This is a genomic window from Haemophilus parainfluenzae, assembly GCF_003253005.1.
Taxonomy (GTDB): domain Bacteria; phylum Pseudomonadota; class Gammaproteobacteria; order Enterobacterales; family Pasteurellaceae; genus Haemophilus_D; species Haemophilus_D parainfluenzae_M.
This window is the reverse complement of record NZ_QEPZ01000002.1, coordinates 1-22,670: the sequence shown is the minus strand read 5'-3', so window position 1 is coordinate 22,670 and position 22,670 is coordinate 1. Positions and strand designations below refer to the sequence as shown.

Annotated in this window: 20 protein-coding genes, 2 tRNA genes and 1 rRNA gene; 11 read left to right on the top strand and 12 right to left on the bottom strand. The window is 38.9% G+C overall.

Features of this window, described 5'->3' with window-relative positions; translation table 11 throughout:
* Positions 1-57 precede the first annotated feature (57 nt).
* The 4 genes from DPV97_RS02655 to DPV97_RS02640 all read right to left on the bottom strand — a co-directional run bounded on the left by DPV97_RS02655 (position 58) and on the right by DPV97_RS02640 (position 1,569).
* Complete coding sequence (locus DPV97_RS02655) at positions 58-285, bottom strand: HTH-like domain-containing protein (RefSeq protein WP_070713544.1); 228 nt, start codon at positions 283-285, stop codon at positions 58-60.
* A 20-nt stretch (positions 286-305) separates the two neighbouring features.
* Positions 306-746 carry a DUF5358 family protein gene (locus tag DPV97_RS02650; RefSeq protein WP_070713542.1) on the bottom strand — a complete coding sequence of 147 codons (441 nt, stop codon included), beginning with the start codon at positions 744-746 and terminating at the stop codon, positions 306-308.
* A 9-nt stretch (positions 747-755) separates the two neighbouring features.
* Positions 756-1,064, bottom strand: coding sequence for a N(4)-acetylcytidine aminohydrolase (yqfB, locus tag DPV97_RS02645; RefSeq protein WP_070713539.1), 309 nt, complete (start codon positions 1,062-1,064; stop codon positions 756-758).
* Between the two features lie 73 nt (positions 1,065-1,137).
* Positions 1,138-1,569, bottom strand: coding sequence for a DNA polymerase III subunit chi (locus DPV97_RS02640; RefSeq protein ID WP_070713538.1), 432 nt, complete (start codon positions 1,567-1,569; stop codon positions 1,138-1,140).
* 238 nt (positions 1,570-1,807) lie between these two features.
* On the opposite strand from DPV97_RS02640, the gene fumC reads away from it, so the two are divergent.
* Both fumC and DPV97_RS02630 read left to right on the top strand, forming a co-directional pair.
* Entirely contained in the window at positions 1,808-3,202 is a 1,395-nt protein-coding gene (gene fumC, locus DPV97_RS02635) for a class II fumarate hydratase (RefSeq protein ID WP_070713535.1), read from the top strand.
* A 111-nt stretch (positions 3,203-3,313) separates the two neighbouring features.
* Positions 3,314-3,916: a chalcone isomerase family protein gene (locus DPV97_RS02630; protein ID WP_070713894.1), complete on the top strand. Its 603-nt coding sequence runs from the start codon at positions 3,314-3,316 to the stop codon at positions 3,914-3,916.
* A gap of 38 nt (positions 3,917-3,954) precedes the next feature.
* On the opposite strand, the gene DPV97_RS02625 is transcribed toward DPV97_RS02630, so the two are convergent.
* Entirely contained in the window at positions 3,955-4,854 is a 900-nt protein-coding gene (locus DPV97_RS02625) for a RimK family alpha-L-glutamate ligase (protein WP_070713532.1), read from the bottom strand.
* Positions 4,855-4,985: 131 nt separating this feature from the next.
* Here DPV97_RS02625 and DPV97_RS02620 point away from each other — a divergent pair, with 131 nt between their 5' ends.
* Positions 4,986-5,249, top strand: a complete 264-nt coding sequence (locus DPV97_RS02620) for a GrxA family glutaredoxin (RefSeq protein WP_005695639.1) — start codon at positions 4,986-4,988, stop codon at positions 5,247-5,249.
* A 56-nt stretch (positions 5,250-5,305) separates the two neighbouring features.
* On the opposite strand, the gene DPV97_RS02615 is transcribed toward DPV97_RS02620, so the two are convergent.
* The 6 genes from DPV97_RS02615 to rsgA all read right to left on the bottom strand — a co-directional run bounded on the left by DPV97_RS02615 (position 5,306) and on the right by rsgA (position 13,541).
* Positions 5,306-8,332, bottom strand: a complete 3,027-nt coding sequence (locus DPV97_RS02615) for a glycoside hydrolase family 2 TIM barrel-domain containing protein (protein WP_070713529.1) — start codon at positions 8,330-8,332, stop codon at positions 5,306-5,308.
* Positions 8,333-8,452: 120 nt separating this feature from the next.
* Positions 8,453-9,652, bottom strand: coding sequence for a mannose-6-phosphate isomerase, class I (gene manA, locus DPV97_RS02610; RefSeq protein WP_070713525.1), 1,200 nt, complete (start codon positions 9,650-9,652; stop codon positions 8,453-8,455).
* A 74-nt stretch (positions 9,653-9,726) separates the two neighbouring features.
* A complete protein-coding gene (gene crr, locus DPV97_RS02605) occupies positions 9,727-10,227 on the bottom strand; it encodes a PTS glucose transporter subunit IIA (RefSeq protein ID WP_049366136.1) in 501 nt (166 codons plus the stop codon).
* Positions 10,228-10,286: 59 nt separating this feature from the next.
* Positions 10,287-12,014, bottom strand: coding sequence for a phosphoenolpyruvate-protein phosphotransferase PtsI (gene ptsI, locus DPV97_RS02600; RefSeq protein WP_070713523.1), 1,728 nt, complete (start codon positions 12,012-12,014; stop codon positions 10,287-10,289).
* A gap of 79 nt (positions 12,015-12,093) precedes the next feature.
* Positions 12,094-12,351, bottom strand: a complete 258-nt coding sequence (gene ptsH, locus DPV97_RS02595; RefSeq protein WP_005695633.1) for a phosphocarrier protein Hpr — start codon at positions 12,349-12,351, stop codon at positions 12,094-12,096.
* A gap of 152 nt (positions 12,352-12,503) precedes the next feature.
* Positions 12,504-13,541 (bottom strand): small ribosomal subunit biogenesis GTPase RsgA, encoded by a 1,038-nt coding sequence (gene rsgA / locus DPV97_RS02590; protein WP_049370934.1) that lies wholly within the window; start codon positions 13,539-13,541, stop codon positions 12,504-12,506.
* 76 nt (positions 13,542-13,617) lie between these two features.
* Here rsgA and orn point away from each other — a divergent pair, with 76 nt between their 5' ends.
* The 8 genes from orn to glnE all read left to right on the top strand — a co-directional run bounded on the left by orn (position 13,618) and on the right by glnE (position 22,386).
* Positions 13,618-14,166 (top strand): oligoribonuclease, encoded by a 549-nt coding sequence (orn, locus tag DPV97_RS02585; protein WP_049366140.1) that lies wholly within the window; start codon positions 13,618-13,620, stop codon positions 14,164-14,166.
* Between the two features lie 93 nt (positions 14,167-14,259).
* Positions 14,260-14,335 (top strand) — tRNA-Gly (locus tag DPV97_RS02580).
* A gap of 19 nt (positions 14,336-14,354) precedes the next feature.
* A tRNA-Gly gene (locus DPV97_RS02575) sits at positions 14,355-14,430 on the top strand.
* A gap of 115 nt (positions 14,431-14,545) precedes the next feature.
* Positions 14,546-15,016, top strand: coding sequence for a tRNA (adenosine(37)-N6)-threonylcarbamoyltransferase complex ATPase subunit type 1 TsaE (gene tsaE / locus DPV97_RS02570; protein WP_005695630.1), 471 nt, complete (start codon positions 14,546-14,548; stop codon positions 15,014-15,016).
* An 11-nt stretch (positions 15,017-15,027) separates the two neighbouring features.
* Entirely contained in the window at positions 15,028-16,641 is a 1,614-nt protein-coding gene (locus DPV97_RS02565; protein ID WP_049370450.1) for an N-acetylmuramoyl-L-alanine amidase, read from the top strand.
* Between the two features lie 8 nt (positions 16,642-16,649).
* Positions 16,650-18,494: a DNA mismatch repair endonuclease MutL gene (gene mutL / locus DPV97_RS02560; protein ID WP_070713521.1), complete on the top strand. Its 1,845-nt coding sequence runs from the start codon at positions 16,650-16,652 to the stop codon at positions 18,492-18,494.
* 1 nt (position 18,495) lies between these two features.
* Positions 18,496-19,449, top strand: a complete 954-nt coding sequence (gene miaA / locus DPV97_RS02555) for a tRNA (adenosine(37)-N6)-dimethylallyltransferase MiaA (RefSeq protein ID WP_111382862.1) — start codon at positions 18,496-18,498, stop codon at positions 19,447-19,449.
* A 3-nt stretch (positions 19,450-19,452) separates the two neighbouring features.
* Positions 19,453-22,386: a bifunctional [glutamate--ammonia ligase]-adenylyl-L-tyrosine phosphorylase/[glutamate--ammonia-ligase] adenylyltransferase gene (gene glnE / locus DPV97_RS02550; RefSeq protein WP_111382860.1), complete on the top strand. Its 2,934-nt coding sequence runs from the start codon at positions 19,453-19,455 to the stop codon at positions 22,384-22,386.
* A gap of 158 nt (positions 22,387-22,544) precedes the next feature.
* On the opposite strand, the gene rrf is transcribed toward glnE, so the two are convergent.
* Positions 22,545-22,660, bottom strand: a 5S ribosomal RNA gene (gene rrf / locus DPV97_RS02545).
* Between the last annotated feature and the right edge of the window lie 10 nt (positions 22,661-22,670).

Here is a 22,670-nt window from a genome sequence, read left to right as displayed (position 1 = left end):
ACTTGTTACACCCTTTGATTAAAAGGATAATGGTGCAATAAGTTGCACCCTACAAATTTAAATAATCTTTTTCCCTTTACTTTTTATATGGTTAGCTAACTTAATCATTTTCCTAAATTCTGATTTATATCCATCTGTCAAAGATAACTTTTGGCAAAATTCTTCAGCATCAATATCTTTTAACTCATCAGCATTAATTAGAACTTGATAATGAAATTCAGCTGTTTTATTACCTTCTCTTTCTGAATTTATGAGATTATTCTTTATTTTATCGATAATATTCATAATAACTGAACCACATTTATTTAATATACAATAATGCCAACCTTCGGAGAGGAGGAACGACCATATTTTCTATTATGAACTTCTTCTAAAAACTTCCTTGACAATTCTTTGCATTCCTCTTTAGAAGCCGTAATCTTCTTAGTTTTTAATGCATTTTCTCTTTCTTCAAAGTATTTATACGAAACTTCATTTTTTAATACCTTGCTTAAGTTATTTTGTCCAATAATATTACGAAGAACATCTCCCCTAGCATCAGTAAGCACTCTTCGTTCTAAATCACTTAGAGTATTTATCCTAGTCCCCTTAGGCAAACAGTATTCAATATTATTAACCTCTTCTATGTACTGTAAAACATCTTGATCTGAAATCATATATGGCTGTTCTACACTCTTACTACTATTATTCGATGCGGAACAAGCTGTTAATAAAGAAAATAAAAAATAAAATGTAACTTTTTTCATAGAAAATCCTTATGGTAAAACACAAAATCTAATTACATAAAACAGTTCTTCAATGGGATAAATATCCCGAATCACTTCTTTCAACTCTGCCAAACTCATATTCTCCTGTGTTGCATGTTGTTCCGTCAGTTCATCAAGGGTAATCGGCGACACGCTTAACACTTCAATGGTGCAGAAATATTGATTATCTTCAAATCGACCAACACGCAAAATATCACCTGCTTTAAAATGGCTTTCGGATTTATCTCGAATCGTGATGGTTTTGCGCCCGGCGAGAATATCGGCTTCGAAACGTTGATAAAAGGTAATATCGTTCATAAAGTGCAGTCAATTTTTAAGTGTTTTTGTAACCATCCCCCTCTTTAGCAAAGAGGGGTGTTTTTTTATATCGTTATACCTGCTCCGTGCTCAACGTCCAGCCTAACTGTCTAAGTTGTTTATAACGTTCACGCGCTAGGGCTTTTTGTGTTTCTTCTACCGGTACAAAATCAATTAATTGCGTAAAGCTGTGGCTAAAATCCGGCACTTCCATTTGTAAATTGATCAGCAAATCTCGACGTTGGGCATTGCGTTTGCCTTTCCAACTAATCTCAATTGGCGGAGCATATTGTGTTGCTTCGCCTGAAAGATTATGAGGAACAAACTCATTTGGATCCCGTTGCCATAATGCTTCATCAATTAAAAATGCTTGCTCTTCTGTTTCGCACGCGATTAAAACTCGCTTGCCTAAACGCCACGCTTGAGCAGCAAGATCACAGGCAAGTTGCTCAACTGTTATCTTCTTTTCTGGATTTAAGAGATAAAATTGTGCGTTTTTTGCCATGATTGCGACTTCTCCATTTATCGTTTTGTAAACTGGCGGATTTTATCAAAAAAGCAGCAAAAAATAAATCATCTACAAGGTGATTAAAGTAAATAGAAAAAACACGGAAATTTTTTACCGCACTTTTATGATCTACATCACAAAAGTAACTTTTAACCTTTATGTTACATTCCATTCATAACTCGTAGGTGTTAGAATTTCGAAGACTTATTTTTATTTTCGATGATAGGAGTATCACATGGCATTTCGTATTGAAAAAGACACTATGGGCGAAGTTCAAGTTCCTGCAGACAAATACTGGGCAGCACAAACCGAACGTTCTCGCAACAACTTCAAAATTGGTCCGGCAGCTTCTATGCCGCACGAAATTATTGAAGCGTTCGGTTATTTGAAAAAAGCCGCTGCTTTCGCAAACTGTGATTTAGGTGTATTACCTGCAGAGAAGCGTGATTTAATCGCAACCGCCTGTGATGAAATCCTTGCAGGAAAATTAGACGACCAATTCCCGTTAGTCATTTGGCAAACCGGTTCAGGTACACAATCAAACATGAACGTGAACGAGGTGGTGGCAAACCGTGCTCACGTTTTACATGGTGGTAAATTAGGCGAAAAATCTTTCGTTCACCCAAATGATGATGTAAACAAATCACAATCTTCAAACGATACCTTCCCAACTGCAATGCATATTGCGGCATACAAAAAAGTGGTTGAACACACCATTCCTTGCGTAGAACGTTTACAAAAAACTTTCGCTAAAAAATCTGCAGAATTTAAAGATGTGGTAAAAATTGGTCGTACTCACTTAATGGATGCAACCCCATTAACATTAGGTCAAGAATTCTCTGCTTATGCAGCACAATTAGATTTCGGTTTACGCGCACTAAGAAACACTCTTCCACACTTAAGCCAATTAGCACTTGGTGGTACTGCAGTGGGTACAGGTTTAAATACACCAAAAGGCTATGATGTGAAAGTAGCGGATTACATCGCGCAATTCACTGGCTTACCATTCGTGACTGCGGAAAACAAATTTGAAGCACTAGCAGCACATGATGCAATCGTTGAAACTCACGGTGCAATTAGACAATTAGCGATGAGCTTATTCAAAATTGCAAACGACATTCGTTTATTAGCATCAGGCCCGCGTTCTGGTATCGGTGAAATCTTAATTCCTGAAAATGAACCAGGTTCTTCAATCATGCCAGGTAAAGTGAACCCAACTCAATGTGAAGCGTTAACCATGGTGTGTGCACAAGTATTCGGTAACGATACCACTATCGCATTCGTTGGCTCACAAGGTCACTTCCAATTAAACGTATTTAACCCTGTCATGGTGGCGAACTTCTTACAATCTGCACAATTATTGGGTGATGCTTGCGTATCATTTGATGAACACTGCGCAACCGGTATTCAACCGAACTACCCTCGCATTAAACAACAATTGGAAAATTCATTGATGTTAGTAACCGCACTTAATACACACATTGGTTACGAAAATGCAGCGAAAATTGCGAAAACTGCACACAAAAATGGTACAACTCTACGTGAAGAAGCGATTAACTTAGGCTTAGTTTCAGCCGAAGATTTCGACAAATGGGTTCGTCCAGAAGATATGGTGGGTAGCTTAAAATAAACTCAGCCCATAATTTGATGTCAAAGGCAGGTATTCCTGCCTTTTTATTTGTATTTTTTTAGAGGGCTTTTTTGTTATAATCACGGCAATATTTTTGACATGAAAAAAACTATGAAACTGAAATTTATTATTGCTGCCATTTCAGCCTTATTTTCCACCGCACTTTTTGCCCAATGGCAACCGGTCGGCAATGCTGAATACACATGGGGGCCATTCCATGTTTATACTGTCGGCTTATATTCTGAAACGGGTTCCTATGAAAACAATGAACGTCCATTAATGTTTTCGATTAAATATGAAAAACCAGTAGAAGGAAAAAACTTCGCCATTGCTTTAACCAAAGAAATGGAATCACAAAATTTAAGTAAAGATGACACTACGGCATGGCTCAAAAAAATGCAGGAAATCTTCCCTGATTTTTCACCAAACGATATCTTAAATTTTGTTGCTTTATCGGATAAAGGCTATTTTGTTTTAAATGATACCGTGTTAGATCACGAATTCGATCAAAAATTTACACAAGCGTTTATTGATGTGTGGCTTTCAGATAAAAGTAGTTTTATCAAATTACAACCGCAATTATTAGGTAAAGAAAAACCGGCTCACGATAGCAAAGAATTTCAACATCAACCCGCAAGCGAGCCTTTTGATGAAGAAAATACGACGCCGGAATTACCACCAAATTACGATTTTAAACAAGACGCAAAAGGATAAACAACAAGGGCGAATATGATATGGTTCGCTCTTTTCTTTTATTGTTTCACTTGCTGTTCTAAAAACAAGATCATCTGCAATGCAATATCAATGCCACTGGTTTTCTCAATCATTTCTAACCCTGGGCTAGCATTTACTTCAAGCACCAATAAACCTTCTTTTGAACGAATCAAATCAACACCAGCTACAACAAGCCCTAAGGCTTTAGTGGCTCGAATGGCAATAGATTTTTCCTCTTCAGTGAGTTTAATTTTTTCTGCTGCACCACCACGGTGAAAATTTGCACGAAACTCGCCATCTTGTCCAATACGCTGCATTGTGGCGACCACTTTATCACCGATCACAAAACAGCGAATATCAGTCCCTTTTGCCTCTTCGACAAAATCTTGTAACAAGACAGGGACATTCGCATCTTTTAACGTTTCTAAAATACTGACCGCACTTTGTGGACGTTCAGCTAAAATCACACCAATACCTTGTGATCCTTTTAAGGTTTTAATAATCATTGGAGCAGTTGTTTGCTTAATGGCTTGTTTCGGCTCCACTTCACAGCCCGATAAGACAGAATTTGGTATTGCAATACCTTGCTCCAATAATATCTGCAAAGTACGCCATTTATCGCGTGCGGCTAAAAATGCTTGTTCTTTATTAAGGCAATAGACGCCTTTTCCTTGGAAATGTCGCAATACTGCACACCCCATTGGGGTGCTTGTCGTCCCAAAGCGTGGTAGTACAGCATCATAATCAGGCAATAAATAAAGCTCACTTTCTGCATTTTGTTGATAATACAAAGAAAAGTGCGGTTGATTTTTGTCGAGTTTTAAAATGCAACGATTAGGATCCAAAATATCCATTTGATGCCCACAACTTTCCGCTGCTTCTTTTAAACGCTGGCAGCTATAAAGGCGAGGCTCACGGCAAAGCATCAATAATTTCATTCAGCTATATCCTTAGGAAAAGAGGAGTTGATATATTACACCAATCACAATAATCCTGAAAAATGATTTCTGCTTTTGTGGAAATAGAGTAGAATTAGGGCTAGTTTTTATTTAAATAAAAGGAAAATTTTATGTTCGTAGTTATTTTTGGTCGTCCAGGCTGCCCTTATTGTGTACGTGCAAAAAACCTTGCTGAAAAATTAAAAGGTGAAGTGGCGGATTTCGATTATCGCTATGTAGATATTATCGCTGAAGGCATTTCTAAAGCAGATTTATCAAAATCTGTCGGTAAAGAAGTGGAAACTGTGCCACAAATCTTTATCGATGAAAAACCAATCGGCGGTTGCACTGATTTCGAAGCATTAATGAAAGAACAATTTAACGTTGTTGCTTAATTTTTGCTAAAAACATAAAAGTGCGGTTAATTTCAACCGCACTTTTTTATTTCATCTTAGTTAATTTGTAGCGAGATCGACCAATCCCATTCTGTTTCACCCAAACGATACTGTTCTTTTAATCTAGGCCCACAAGAATTGGAGCCTACCCCGCTCATTTTGTAATCCACACACAAGATCGTACTGCCACTTTTTTCCAAATCATATTGGTGCTTTTTACTGCCCAATTCTTCTTGAGAATAAGGGGAAACATTCATACTAAAAGGCGCATGACTTTGCACGGTAAAGCAATCAGACGAATGCGCCACCGTCACTTCATGACAACCATAATGACTGCCATTTTCTTGCGGCTTTAAATAAGGTACATGATTACTTTCTGGCGTTGTCTTATAACGACCGAAAACCGTGGCGTGATGTTTATCCAGATAATTTTCCGTTGGACCATAGCCTACATACTCCACTTGGTTAAATCCTTGATTAAGGAAGAAACGCAAACCAAAGCGTGGTAAGAATGGCAAGTGCGGTTGTTTTTCAGAATGAATATTAATCTGAAGCAGCCCATTTTGCTCAATACGATACACCACATTCAATGTCAATATTCGTGCTTTTGATACGGCGACCAATCCTAATTTAAAGGTAATTTCAACCGCACTTTCCTGCTCGGTTAAATGGTAATCATAGACTCGACTCGTCGCACGATCGTAACCTGCAGCAAGCCAATGTGCTTTCATTAAACTATCATTATCTAAAGGTGCTCGCCAAATATTGAAATCAGTAGGTTGATTCAACCAAGGCTCGCCCGCTTTGAGAACTTGATGAATAGTGCCTTTATATTGATCAAACTGGTATTCAATATCTGCCACTTTAACTGAAATTAAATTGGCATGTTCTGAAACAGAAATCGGTTGGAGATTTGATTTGAGCTCATCAGCGAATAAATGAGGTTGCTCCGACAAAATAATCTGATCAAATCCCAAACTATACCCTTGGGGAATTAAATTAGTTTCTATTTTTTGATGATAAGCCAATGTCAAAATTTGTAATGAACCGTTACTTGCCGGCAATGTTAAAGGCAAAAGTGCGGTTGATTTTGGCGCAATGTTTAAATCATCTATTTGGCCTTTTTGTATAACAACAAAATCTTCAGTGATTTGATAATGAATCGAAATAGCCTCTGCCGCATCTGTAAAATCTAAATAATTTTTGAGTTCAATGTGACCATTTTTTAATGCAGCTCGAAGTGGGCGATACACATTTTTGTATTCCAATAAATTGCTTTGAATTTGACGATCAGCTGTTACTAATCCATCAGCACAAAAATTACCGTCATTCGGTGTGTCATTAAAATCCCCGCCATAGCCCATCTTGCTTGAGTTTGGCAAATAAGGCGAATGATTGCACCACTCCCATACAAAGCCACCACAAGCGCCTGCGTGTTGTTCCATAGCTTGGAAATAATCTTCTGTGTCACCGCAAGAATTTCCCATCGCATGCAAATATTCGCAAAAGAGATACGGCTTTTGATTTTGGGCATCGGCAAAATAAGCATCCAATTCTTCCGTACTGGTATACATTTCGCTATGAAAATCTAAATTGGATGTGTCATTTTGATGGGCTGAATGTTGAAAGATCGCATTTTCATAATGCACTAAGCGACTTGTATCGCGCTGTTTCACCCAAGCGGCAGCTTGCTCAAAGTTCTCACCGTAACCACTTTCATTTCCCAATGACCAAATCACAACAGAAGGACGATTTTTATCTCGCTCAACATTGGCATAAGTGCGGTCTAAAATGGCTTGATTAAATTCAGGGCTTCGAGCCATATAGCAATAATTGTCGATTGTTTTTTGACGAATTGCTTCATGATCAATCTCTGTTTTTACCCCTAACAAAATACTTGTTTTTGGCGACTCTGCATAAACTGCATTCGTGCCGTGTGATTCAATATCACTTTCTGCAATCACATAAAAACCATATTCATCACACAATTCGGTAAACCAAGGGGCATTTGGATAATGGGCTGTACGAATAGCATTAAAATTATGCTGTTTCATTAAGCGTAAATCTTGCAACACTTGTTCGCGACTAATGACATAACCGGTTTTAGGATCGCTATCATGGCGATTAACACCTTTAAACTTAATCGCTTGCCCATTAAATAATATTACGCCATTCTTCACTTCGATATGACGCAAGCCAACCTTTTGGCAAATCACTTCTGATCCATATTGCAAAATCAACGTGTATAAACGAGGGTTCTCCGCATGCCATAATTGTGCATTTTCAATTGCAGCATGAAAGGCCCCTCCCTTTTGTTCAGTTATTAATTTGTCTTGAGGATCAAATAATTGCCAAGAAATGGGTTGTTCATGTTCAACAAACTGACAGGCTACATGTAATTGAGCCTTGGTAAGCTCTTGATTAAATTGTGTTTGAATGAAGAAATCCTGTAAGTAATTTCTTTCTCGCTCTAACAGATAAACATCTCGAAAAATACCAGACATTCGGAATTTGTCTTGGTCTTCCAAATAACTACCATCACACCATTTCAGCACTAAAACATGTAAATGATTTTCCCCTTGTTGTAAAAAATCAGTGATATCAAATTCGCTAGTGCAATGACTAATTTGGCTGTAGCCCACAAATTGTTGATTCACATACACAAATAAGCAGCTATCTACCCCTTCAAAATTTAAGAGATACCGTTTTTCTGGATTGATTTCAACATTAAAAACGCGGTGATACAAACCACAAGGGTTTTTAATGGGCACATAAGGCGGATCAAAAGGGAAAGGATAATTTACATTAGTATATTGATGATTATCGTAACCATGATTTTGCCAATTGGAAGGAACGGGGATTTTATCTGTAAATAAAAAATGAAGGAAATCTTGAGGCAAATGAGTATAGCTTTCAAAATAAGCAAAATCCCATTCACCATTTAGTAAGGTGAAGTAAGAGGAAAATTCTCGTGTCTTTTTGACCGCACTTTCTGTTGAAGAAAAAGGAATAAAATAAGCATGATGTGGTGTGGTATTCACGTGCAAGATTTGCGGATCTTCAAAATAGCGAGGCAACAACATAAAAACTCCCAATGCAATTTAGACGCATAAAAAAGGGCGCCTGAATGACGCCACTATACCTAAAATCTTCGACTAATCTAGCGATAAGTTCACAAATCGTGATACTTATCACATTAATTTTTATGGCAATTTTGCCAAGAAGGCATAACCGCCTTTTTCACTCATTATCTCAACGTTAGAATCCGCTGTAATGAATGCTGACTCACCTTGTTTCAAGGTAAGTGCGGTTGATTTTTCTTGTATTTTCAGCTCACCTTGCATCACCAACAAAATACCCGCACTTTGAAGATTTACTTCTGTGTGCTGTTCGGGCTCGAGACGAATTTGAGCTAAAGCAAAATCGTTTACTGGCGTTTTATAAGTAAATTCTGACTGATTTTGAGGCGCGGCTGAGATAATTTGTGGTATCACTTCGCGACAATCCACAATTTTTAATAATTCGACAATATCGACATATTTTGGTGTTAATCCACCACGAATCACATTATCAGAACATGCCATTAACTCCACGTTTTGTCCGCGAAGATAAGCATGAGGAATGCCTGCATCTTGGAAAATACCTTCCCCTTCTTTTAAATGTACGATATTAAAGAGATAAAAACACACCAAGCCAGCATCTAATTTTTCAGGCGAAATTGCCATGGCTTCCATGGTATAAAGCACCCAATAATCGGGGTTGTCTAGCGCCAACTCACCATTTTTATAAGACTGTTGGTTAGCTTCAATAATGGGTAATAGCCAATTTGCGAGCGTTGATTGATCCGCCAACATCACATCCGCATAGAATTCAGCAAGATTTTGTGTGCCAAGTTTTTCAGCCAAAGGTTGCAAAGAGGGGCGTGCATTTAATGTAGCAAGGATTTGAGCTTTTGTTTTAAAACCATGTAAAAGCCAGAAATTAGATAAGGCAATCATCATTTCTGGTTTATGATTTCTATCTTTATAAGTCCTAGTGCTGTCTGTTAATGCCACGCCTTTTGCATTTTCAGCCTCAAAGCCCTTTTCAGCTTGGGCCTTAGTCGGGTGCAATTGAATCGATAACGGCTTTTCAACATCTAAAATCTTTAACAAATAAGGGAGTTCATCACCAAATTGCTGACGGCTTGCCTGTCCAAGTGCGGTCGGATTTTGCAATAAAAATTCAATAAGGGATTGCTTACCTGTTACATTCTCAATTTCAGAAGGTGCTGATGGATGAGCACCTAACCACCACTCAGCACAAGGTTGATCTTTCGCTGAATGTAATCCAATCAATGATGCAATATAGTTTTTTCCGCCCCATGCATAATGCTGTACTTGGCCAGTTAATCGATAAATCATCTTTACCTTCTTTAAAAAAAGAATAAGGACAAAAAAATCCGCTTATTTAAAGCGGATCTTTTAGTCTATAAATCTTATTTTGTTAAACTTAAAACAACCGATTCTCCAGCAATCACTTCACCTGATTTTTTCTCGATAGATGAGATTTCATCCATGTTAGAGATAACCACTGGTGTTAAAACTGATTTTGCTTTTGATTCTAATGTTGCTAAATCAAATTCGATTACTGTGTCGCCGCGTTTTACGCTTTGACCTTCTTGTGCGATGCGAGTGAATCCTTCACCTTTCAATTCAACGGTATCAATACCGAAGTGAACGAATAATTCAACACCCTCTTTTGATTCCATTGAAAACGCATGGTTGGTTTCAAAAATTTTACCAATTACACCATCAACAGGCGCCACAATTTTGTTACCTGTTGGGCGAATCGCGATACCATCACCTACGATTTTTTCAGAGAAAACAACATCTGGTACATCTTCGATATTCACAATCTCACCAGAAAGTGGCGCATAAATTTCGACTTCCACTGTTTTGTTTTCTTTTGAACCAAATAATTTGTCAAATAAGCCCATTTTAATCTCCTATCTATTAAAGATGGCTAGTATTTTAACGTAAAACTCTGTTTTTGTATCTAGTTTAACGATTTTTCTGCTAAAAAAGCTTGAATTAATTGCTCAATTTCAGCAGCGGTTGGTTTTTGTAATACTTCATCAGCTAAGGCTTTCGCCTCTTGGTAACTCACATGACGCACTAATTTCTTGATATGTGGTACTGAAATGGCACTCATACTAAATTCATCTAAGCCCATACCGAGTAACAATAAGGTAGCACGTTCATCACCAGCTAACTCACCACACATCCCCGTCCATTTACCTTCAGCATGAGAGGCATCAATCACTTGTTTAATCAAACCAAGTACTGAAGGTGACATTGGATTGTATAAGTGAGAAATTAATTCGTTACCACGGTCAACGGCTAAGGTATATTGCGTTAAATCGTTTGTACCAATACTAAAGAAATCTACTTCTTTCGCTAAGAATTTCGCATTCACTGCGGCAGATGGGGTCTCAACCATGACCCCCACTTGGATGTTTTCATCAAAAGCCTTACCTTCTGCACGTAATTCTGCTTTTAAGGTTTCAAGCACAGATTTTAACTCGCGAATTTCTTCTACCGAAATAATCATCGGGAACATCACCGCAAGTTTACCAAATGCCGAAGCTCGTAATACCGCTCTTAATTGCGCATGTAAAATCTCACGACGTTCAAGGGCAATACGCACAGCTCGCCATCCAAGGAATGGGTTCATTTCTTTTGGTAAATTCAAATATGGGAGCTCTTTATCACCACCGATATCCATGGTACGTAATACCACTAAGCGACCTTCCATTGCTTCAACCACTTCTTTATAAGCAATGAATTGCTCTTCTTCGCTTGGTAATTGATCACGATCCATAAAGAGGAATTCAGTACGGTATAAACCTACCCCTTCTGCACCATTACGATGTGCCCCTTCGCAATCGCGAATCGTACCAATATTCGCTACCACTTCAACTTTATGGCCATCAAGGGTCACTGCCGGTAAATCTTTTAATTTCGCTAATTCTGCTTTTTCTTCAGCAAGTTTTGCTTCTAGTGTTTTTAATTCGTCAATTTCAGCTTGAGTCGGATTCACGTAAACACGGTTGTTCACAGCATCTAAAATAAGATAATCACCGGTATTCACTCGCGCTGTGACATCATTTGTCCCAACAATGGCTGGCAATTCAAGTGAACGAGCCATAATGGAGGTGTGAGAGGTTCTACCACCAATATCAGTGATAAAACCTAATACTTTTTCTAAGTTTAATTGAGCGGTTTCTGATGGAGTTAAATCATAAGCCACAAGGATAGACTCTTCGGCAATATCACCAAGATCGACGATGTGCATACCTAAAATATTTTTGATTAAACGATTACCGATATCACGAATATCACCTGCACGTTCTTTTAAGTATTCATCATCAATTTCAGACAACATTTCAACTTGTTGATCGATGATTTTACTTGCAGCGACACTCGCATTTACTTTATGTGAACGAAGATAATCAATAATTTCTTCTTCTAATTCTTCATCTTCAAGGATCATTAAATGGCCTTCAAAGATGGCCGCTTTTTCTTCACCTAAAGATTTTAATGCACGTTGATGAATAGAATTAAGTTGCTCAACAGCCGCTTCACGCCCAGCATAAAAACGGGCAACTTCTGCCTCAACTTGATCTTCTGAAATTTTTTGCGTATCAAGAACAATTTTTTCTTCTTTTAATACTAAGGCTTTACCAAAAACGATACCTGGTGACGCTGGAATACCTGTAATCATACTTTTACCTTCCGAGATAATTTATTAAAGGTTAGATAAACAATAGCCATAGAATAGAAATCCTATGGCTAATCGTAAATTATTCTAAAGTAGGAATTAATGCGACTAAATGTTCAACGGCTTGTTGTTCGTCTTCACCTTCCGCCGAGATGGTGATTACAGTTCCTTGCGTTAAGCCTAAAGTTTGTAGCTTAAATAGGCTTTTCGCACTTGCACTTTTACCACCGGAGGTCACTGTTACATCAGAAGCAAACGCTTTCGCTTCTTTAACAAATTGCGCCGCTGGACGGGTATGTAAACCATTAGGAGCTGTAATTTCCACATCTTTTGAGAACATAATGTTACCTCTATAGTAATTGTAAAATTTAATCTATAAATCTGCTGTAGTATCTCTATTAAATGCCCAATAATCAAGGCTAAACACAAAAAAACTTGAGCTACATCACGAAATTAGGGGTACTTTATACCTAATTTACAGTAAATTGTCCACTACACAGAAAAATGACGTTGTGATTTTGTCTCACTTAAACTCTCAATTAAGCGATGATAATTCTCATAACGTATTAGTGAAATCCGACCTGCGTCTACCGCTTCACGTAATGCGCAGCCTGGATCATTCAAATGTTTGCAATCTCGGAATTTGCACGTGCCTAAGACATATTGAAACTCACGATAACCTTTGGTGATTTGATCGGGCTCCAAATGCCATAGCCCAAACTCACGAATCCCTGGTGAGTCAATCAAATTACCACCTTGTGGTAAGTGATATAAACGAGAAGAGGTTGTGGTATGTTGTCCCAAGCCAGAGGTTTCACTGATACCGCCTACTTGTGCATTGACTGTTGGTAAAATATGGTTAATTAAACTGGATTTGCCTACCCCTGACTGCCCCACAAAAATGGATGTTCCATCACTTAAAAGTGCGGTCAATTTTTCCATATTTTTTCCGGTTTCAGCAGAAATGATGATGGTCTGATAACCAATATCACGGTAGATCTGTAACTGGCTTTCCACTTCCTGCTCTTGCTCGGCATCCAGTAAATCGCCTTTATTTACCACAATGACAGGTTCGATCCCCGCATTTTCACACACCACTAAATAACGATCGATAATATTGAGTGACAGTACCGGCACCACCGCAGAAACAATAATAATACGATCGATATTCGCCGCGATGGGTTTCAACCCATCATAATAATCTGGACGAGCAATTTCATTTTGTCTTGGGTGAATAGCTTCAATCACGCCACTCACACCTTGGAGTTGCTCATTGCCTTGTCGCCAAATCACTTTGTCACCAACCACGAGACTAGAAAGTGTACGACGTAAATTACAACGGAAAATTTCGCCTTGTGTATTTTCCACATCAGCATGAACCGAATAACGCGTAACGACTACCCCATCTTGGCTTTCACCTAGCATATCATCTTGCCATTCCACTTCTTTTTTCTTGTGGCGATGCAAAGCTTTCGCGTTATTTGATTGAATTCGACGAGTTTGATTTTGCGTTAGTTTACGTTTGCTCATAAAGTGCGGTCGTTTTTTCCGATGTTTTTCGTTAAAATAAACGGGATTAAAAAATGTTCATAGGATACCTTATATTATGCAATTAGATAAACAAAATCTGATTTGGATCGATTTAGAAATGACAGGATTAGATCCTGAAAAAGAACGAATTATTGAAATCGCAACCATCGTGACAGATAAAGATCTCAATATTTTAGCGGAAGGACCTGTGATTGCGGTGCATCAAAGTGATGAATTATTAAACAAAATGTCGGAATGGTGCGTAAAAACCCATACAGCAAATGGCTTAGTTGACCGTGTCAAAGCGAGCAAACTCACCGAACGTGCAGCTGAATTACAAACGTTAGATTTTTTAAAACGATGGGTACCGAAAGGTGCTTCACCGATTTGTGGCAACAGCATCGCACAAGATAAACGCTTTCTTTATAAATATATGCCTGATTTAGCCGATTATTTCCATTATCGTCATCTAGATGTCAGCACGTTAAAAGAATTAGCTGCTCGCTGGAAACCCGAAATTTTAGACGGGTTTAAAAAAGGCAATACTCATTTAGCCCTTGATGATATTCGAGAGTCAATAAAAGAGTTAGCTTACTACCGTGATCACTTTATTAATCTGGGTTGATGAAAACTTAGGCAAACTCAATCATTTGCGAAATCTGCACTTGCGTTGAATAAATTTTTTCGTATAATGTTGCCTCATTCACCAATGTGAAATGCGGGAATAGCTCAGTTGGTAGAGCACGACCTTGCCAAGGTCGGGGTCGCGAGTTCGAGCCTCGTTTCCCGCTCCAAATTTTCACATGATGCCCTGCGGGAATAGCTCAGTTGGTAGAGCACGACCTTGCCAAGGTCGGGGTCGCGAGTTCGAGCCTCGTTTCCCGCTCCAAATTCTCAATCCGTTGCTGAAAAGCAGCGGATTTTTTATTGTATTTTCCCTACATATTCCCTTCAAAATACGATAAAATCCCCCAGAAACTTTAACCTAAAAAATCACTCTAATAATGACCGAATTAACCCAATACATTCCTGATGAAGGCACGATGCTCCGTTTTGGTAAAAAACTCGCAGAAGTGCTTGTAAAACAACCGAAAGATAATGCCATTGTGCTTTATTTTAATGGCGATCTTGGTGCCGGGAAAACCACCCTGACTCGCGGAATGGTGCAAGGTTTAGGCTACCAAGGCAATGTTAAAAGCCCTACTTATACGTTAGTGGAAGAATATAGCATTGCAGGGAAAATGATTTATCACTTTGATTTATATCGTCTTGCCGATCCTGAAGAATTGGAATTCATGGGCATTCGTGATTATTTCAGCCAAAATTGTATTTGCTTAATCGAATGGGCAGAAAAGGGTGAAGGCATCTTGCCTGAGGCTGATTTATTGGTGAATATTGATTATTACGACGATGCTCGCAACATAACGCTAATTGCTCAAAACTCAGTGGGCGAGCATATTTTGACACAACTATAAAATTGATTTACATGAAAGCAAAATTTTCGTTTCTTTTTGGAATATTTTCTCTAATTTCTACTACTGTATTTGCCGCGCCACAATGGACAATTGCCATTGATCCCGGCCATGGCGGTAAAGATCCCGGTGCTATCGGAAAAAATTTAGGCATTTATGAAAAGAATGTCACCCTTTCTATCGCGCGAGAATTAAAAGCCTTATTAGATAAAGATCCTAATTTTAAAGGCGTTTTAACACGCAGTAGCGATTACTACATTTCTGTGCCAGAACGTTCTGAAATTGCACGTAAATATAAAGCAAATTTTCTCGTATCTATCCATGCGGACTCCTCTCTTAATTCAGACCAACGTGGCGCATCAGTTTGGGTACTATCCAATCGTCGAGCCAATGATGAAATGGGACAATGGTTAGAAGACGATGAAAAACGCTCTGAGCTTTTAGGCGGTGCAGGTAAAGTACTTTCCAATAACAATGACAAATATTTAGATCAAACCGTACTCGATCTACAATTTGGTCATAGCCAACGTACAGGCTATGAACTTGGTAACAGCATTTTACGTCGCTTTGCTCGAGTCACATCCTTAAGCCGTAGTACCCCACAACATGCAAGCCTTGGCGTATTACGTTCACCCGATATTCCTTCAGTTCTGGTGGAAACGGGATTCCTTTCCAATATGGAAGAAGAACAGAAACTGAATACCATTGCTTATCGTCGTCGTATTGCTTATATGATTTACGAAGGTTTGGTTGCTTATCGTAATGGTAATTTAAAAGCAATTGCCGTTCCACCTAGTGATGAGCAAGACAGCAAATCTACAAAATCAAACGATAAAAACAATGAAAAATCTGACCGCACTTCTGATGTGAAAGACAGCGGTATTCGCCATAAAGTGAAACCAGGTGAAAGCATTGGTAGCCTAGCAAATAAATATGATGTCAAAGTCAGCGAAATCATTGAGTTAAATAAACTGAAACGCAAAGAACTTTGGTTAAATGAAACCATTAAGATTCCTGATAATGGCAAAGGCAAAAAAGCGGAAGAACCGATCAAAAAAGAAGAGAAAAACACCGAAAAAGCTGACCAAACTTCCGATGTCAAAGACAGCGGTGTACGTCATAAAGTGAAACCAGGTCAAAGCATTGGTAGCTTGGCGAACAAATATGATGTGAAAGTCAGTGAAATTATTGAGTTAAATAAACTGAAACGTCAAGAGCTTTGGCTGAATGAAACCATTAAAATTCCTGATAACGGCAAAGGCAAAAAGGTAGAAGAAAAACCTAAAGCAGATGATAAAGCCAAAGCCGACAACAAAGGAAAAAATAGCAAGATTGTTGAAGCTGAAAAAGCCGTTTCTAAAAAAGATAAAAAACAAGAAAAAACCGAGAGTAAAAAAGAACCTGAGAAAAAAGGTAACGATAAAAAAGACGCATCTTCAAAAGAGAATGACAAGAAAGATAATAGTAAGAAAGAAACTCCGCTTTACCATACAGTAAAAGCTGATCAAACTCTCTATGCTATCTCTCGTGAATACAATGTACCGGTTAATCGTCTTTTAAAACTGAACCCGACATTGAAAAATGGCAAAGTCGTGACTGGGCAAAAAATCAAACTTAAAGAAAAATAAGGAATCCTATGGCAATCAAAATTCTTTCTCCACAGCTGGCTAATCAGATTGCCGCAGGTGAAGTGGTCGAACGCCCTTCTTCTGTAGTGAAAGAATTGGTGGAAAACAGCCTTGATGCGGGTGCCAATAAAATTCATATCGATATCGAAAACGGCGGCGCCAACCTAATTCGTATTCGAGATAATGGCAGTGGCATTCCTAAAGAGGAATTAAGCCTCGCACTCGCTAGACACGCAACCAGTAAAATTGCCGATCTCGATGATCTCGAAGCCATTTTAAGTTTAGGTTTCCGCGGTGAAGCCCTTGCCAGTATCAGCTCGGTTTCTCGTCTCACGCTTACCTCTCGCACGACAGAGCAAAATGAAGCGTGGCAAGTCTATGCGCAAGGGCGAGAAATGGAAACCACAATCAAACCTGCGTCTCATCCAGTCGGCACGACGGTTGAAGTGGCGAATCTCTTTTTTAACACGCCAGCTCGTCGTAAATTCTTACGCACCGATAAAACAGAATTTGCTCATATTGATGAAGTCATTCGCCGAATTGCTTTAGCAAAATTTAATATCGCTTTTACGCTCACTCATAACGGCAAAATTGTTCGACAATACCGCCCTGCGGCAAATGAAGAACAACAACTAAAACGCGTTGCTACCATTTGTGGCGATGATTTTGTTCAACATGCCTTACGTATTGATTGGAAACATGATGATCTGCATCTTTCTGGCTGGGTGGCGACACCTGAATTTACCCGTTCTCAGAATGATTTAAGCTATTGCTATATCAATGGACGAATGGTGCGTGATAAAGTGATCACCCACGCCATTCGTCAAGCTTATGCGGAGCATTTGCATACTGAGCAATACCCTGCATTTGTACTATTTATCGATCTCAATCCACATGATGTCGATGTCAACGTGCACCCAACAAAACACGAGGTACGTTTCCATCAAGCGCGTTTAATTCATGATTTTATCTGCCAAGGCGTAACAAATGCGCTCAATGCCATTCCTCAAGCTGAATTGGATTTAGCGTCAACGATGAATGAGGCAAGAGAGCCTTCGGCTTCATATCAAACCCACTATGAACCTAAACCCAATCGTGCGGCGGCTGGGCAAAATATTTTTGCCTCGCATTATCATCAGCCTCGTGAAAAACAATCAGAGAATCGACCGCACTTTTCAAACCGTAGTGACTACGTTCCGTCATATGGTTATCGTGAACAACCGACAAAGACCGAACAACGCTTATATGGGGAATTAGTACGCCCTGCGGAAAGTTCTCAAGTTTCAACAACACCTGTCGTTGAACAACTCCCACAGACAAGTGAAACAGGCTATTTACGTGCATTGGCATTAATTGAAAATAAAGCATTGCTTTTACAACAAAATCAGCAGTTTTATTTGATGTCATTAACTAAATTGCAAACCTTAAATTATGAATTAACCTTACAGCAAGGTGAAATTCCACAACAACCATTGCTCATTCCGATTATTTTCCGTTTAGATGAAAAACAATTTGAACAATGGCAAAAACAAAAAGCTTTTTTCCAACAAAGTGGTTTTGAATTTATTGAAAATGAAGCCCAGCTACGCCTTACATTAAACAAAGTACCCGCTATTTTACGTACACAAAATTTACAAAAATGTGTGGTGGGTCTGCTTGCTGAACATCTAGAAAATATGCCTGATTTCCTGACCGCACTTTGTCATACGCTAGAGATGAAACCAATTCAAGTATTAGCGGATGCGGTCAGCTTATTAAGTGAAACGGAACGCTTACTGAATAAAACTCATCAAGAAAAATTTAATACATTACTGAAACCGATTAACTGGCAGCCTTTTTTAAGCGATTTGTAATATGACACAAAAAACTGACTCCAAACCAACCGCACTTTTTCTGATTGGACCGACGGCCTCAGGAAAAACAGATCTTGCTATTCAATTACGTCAAAGCCTGCCTGTGGAAGTGATCAGTGTCGATTCTGCATTAATTTATAAAGGTATGGATATTGGTACGGCAAAGCCTTCTAAAGAAGAACTTGTCCTTGCCCCTCACCGCTTAATTGATATTTTAGATCCCGCTGAAAGTTATTCTGCGATGAATTTTCGTGACGATGCGATCAGAGAAATGGCCGATATTACCGCGCAAGGCAAAATTCCACTTTTGGTTGGCGGCACCATGTTGTATTACAAGGCATTGATTGAGGGACTTTCCCCCCTTCCGTCTGCTGATGAAAAGTTACGATTAGAGATTGAAGAAAAAGCACAAAAACTTGGCTGGCCAGCACTTCATCAAGAATTACAAAAAATTGATCCTATTTCGGCAGAGCGTATCAACCCAAATGATTCACAGCGTATTAATCGTGCATTAGAAGTATTCTATTTAACGGGTAAATCATTAACGGAATTAACCGAACAAAAAGGCGAAGAATTGCCTTATCAATTTTTACAATTTGCTATTGCACCAGAAGATCGTGCGGTATTACATCAACGTATTGAACAACGTTTCCATAAAATGATCGAATTAGGCTTCCAAGAAGAAGTGGAAAAACTCTACCAACGAGAAGATCTCCATCCAGATTTGCCTTCTATCCGCTGTGTAGGCTATCGCCAAATGTGGGAATATTTACGTGGTGACTATGATCATGAAGAAATGGTCTTCCGCGGTATTTGTGCAACTCGACAATTAGCCAAACGACAAATCACCTGGCTACGCGGCTGGAAAACACCATTAAATTGGCTAGATAGTCTACAACCGCAACAGGCCAAAGAAATCGTACTACGCAAGATTGACGAACATTTTAAGGGGTAAATTATGGCGCTTTCACTTCCGCTTTCGACTGAAAAACTCATTCAACTTGGCGAAGTGCTTTGCCAACATTTCCCTGAAATGAATCTTGATGAAATAACCCAACAAATCGAGCGGGACTCGACAGATCTCACGACACCAATCGGACAAATAAACTATGCTATCAGTCTGTCTGATTTCGTAGAAAAAGTCTTAAAAAAACACCCGCACTTTTTAGCCCAATGGTGGCAAACACCTCCTCAATTTTCAGATTGTCAACATTATGCTAGCCGTTTAGCTGACCAACTCTCCACTATCCAAAACGAAGAACAGCTTTACAAAACGCTACGAAATTTTCGTAATCAAGAAATGGCAAAACTTAGTTTCTGTCAAAGTTTGAATCTTGCCACCGTAGAAGAAATTTTTATTCGTCTTTCTCAACTTGCTGAAAGTCTTATCATTGGTGCGAGAGATTGGCTGTACAAACAAGCTTGCGAAGAAATGGGCACACCTTGTGATAAAAATGGCAATCCTCAGCAACTCTATATTCTTGGTATGGGAAAATTAGGTGGTTTTGAACTAAATTTCTCCTCTGATATTGATTTAATTTTTACCTATCCTTCACAAGGCGAAACCGTTGGAGCAAAACGAGCCGTTGATAACGCCAAATTTTTTACCCGTTTAGGACAACGTCTAATTAATGCGTTGGATCAATTTACGCCAGATGGTTTTGTCTATCGTACGGATATGCGCCTTCGCCCTTTTGGTAACAGTGGTGCACTTGCCTTAAGTTTTTCTGCAATGGAACAATATTACCAAGATCAAGGGCGAGATTGGGAACGCTATGCCATGATCAAAGGGCGTATTTTAGGCGCAGATGAGCAAGATCCCAATGCAAAAACCTTACAACAATTACTTCGCCCCTTTGTTTATCGCCGTTATATTGATTTTAGTGTGATTCAAGCTTTACGTGAAATGAAAGGTAAAATTGAGCGTGAAGTGCGTCGTCGTGGCTTAAAAGACAATATTAAACTAGGGGCAGGCGGGATTCGAGAAATCGAATTTATTGTGCAAGTTTTTCAGCTAATTCGCGGTGGACGTGAGATTAAGCTCCAACAACATGAATTGCTTAAACTTCTCCCTGAAATACGAGATCTTGGTTTAATTACGCCTCAGCAATATCATGAATTAAGAGAAGCTTATATCTTTCTACGACGTACTGAAAACGTGCTACAAGCCATTGATGACCAACAAACGCAACTACTTCCAACAGATGAAGAAAATCGCCTTAGATTAATGGTTGCTTGTCGAGAATACACTTATTTAGATGAGAACAATCAGGCTACGATAAAATCTTATCCAATTGAAAACTGGGATGATTTCTATCAAACATTACAGGCACACCAACAAAAAGTGCGGTCAGTTTTTGATGCATTAATTGGTGAAGAAAAAGATGAACCTAACGATGACAATAATCAGTGGATTGATTTTTTAGAAGGTGATCTCGATGATATTGAACAAATGCTGGTCGATAACCATATTGATGAGGACGCGATTTCCGATATCTTAGATAAACTTATTCAATTCAAAGAGGGGCTTGCGCGCCGGGTTATTGGCTCTCGAGGTCGAGAAGTTTTAGCTCACTTATTGCCAAATATCTTCACCCAAATATTTAAACAAAAAAATTACCGCACTTTATTGCCACGCATCCTCAATATTGTCGATAAAATTGCGAGTAGAACGACATATTTAGAATTACTCTTAGAAAATCCCCAAGCAATTGAGCAGCTCATTGAACTATGTGCGCAATCCCAGTTGATCGCTGAACAAGTGGCTCGTCACCCTATTCTACTCGATGAATTATTAAATACTGAAGCGCTACGTAATCCATTACCGTTCACCCAATATCCTGACGAATTGAAGCAATATATGCTGCGATTACCGCAAGACGATGAAGAGCAATTTATTGACGGTTTACGCCAATTCAAACAGTCTATTTTATTACGTGTTGCAGCCGCTGATATTCTCGGTGTATTGCCTGTTATGAAAGTAAGCGATCATCTCACTTATCTGGCTGAATCAATCATTGATGCCGTTATCAATTTTGCTTGGCAACAAGTCAGTCAACGATTTGGAGTCCCCGAACACCTTGTAGATAAAACTGAAAAAGGCTTTTTAGTTATTGGCTACGGGAAATTAGGCGGAATTGAACTCGGTTATAAATCTGATTTGGATTTAGTCTTTTTATACCAAGCTGTTGAAGGCCAAACCATTGGTGGGAAAAAATCCATTGATAGCAATCAATTCTATTTAAGACTGGCTCAAAAAATTGTTAGCATTTTTAGCATGAATACCAGTGCAGGCGTACTTTACGATGTTGATATGCGATTGCGTCCTTCAGGCGATGCAGGCTTATTAGGCTGTTCGCTTCAAGCATTTGAAAACTATCAACTCAATGAAGCATGGACTTGGGAAAAGCAAGCGCTTGTCCGCAGTCGTGCCATTTTTGGTGAAACTGAATTAAAAGCAAAATTTGAAAAAATTCGCTGTAATGTACTTTCCGCTCAAAGAGATATTAATCAGCTAAAAATCGAAGTAAGAGAAATGCGCGAAAAAATGTACGAACATTTATCTCATACAAAAGACGGCTTTTTTAATATCAAAACCGATCGTGGCGGCATTACCGATATTGAATTTATCGCCCAGTATCTGATGCTTGCGAATGCCCCAGCTAATCCAATATTGACCAAATGGTCTGATAACGTTCGTATCTTTGATTCAATGGCAGAATATCACATTATTTCTCTAACAGAATGTGAAAAGCTCAAATCCTGCTACGTGACACTACGTAATAAAATTCATCACCTGAACTTATTAGGAAATCCTGTCATTGTTGATGATTCGGCGTTTGCAGAAGAAAGAGAGTTGGTCTGTTCTTTTTGGAATAAGCTATTTTCTTAAAAGATTAAAGGAGTCTATCCTCAGATATTTGGGATAAACTCCTTTTTATATATTCTCTACGTAAAAACAGCCTAACTTTCTACCGCACTTTTAGTTTATTAAAATCCAATCTAAAAACAAAAACCCCAAGCCATTCAGCTCGGGGTTCTACATTCAGTACCTGGCGGTGTCCTACTCTCACATGGGGAAGCCCCACACTACCATCGGCGCATCGGCGTTTCACTTCTGAGTTCGGTATGGGGTCAGGTGGGACCACCGCTCTATCGCCGCCAGGATTATTCCTT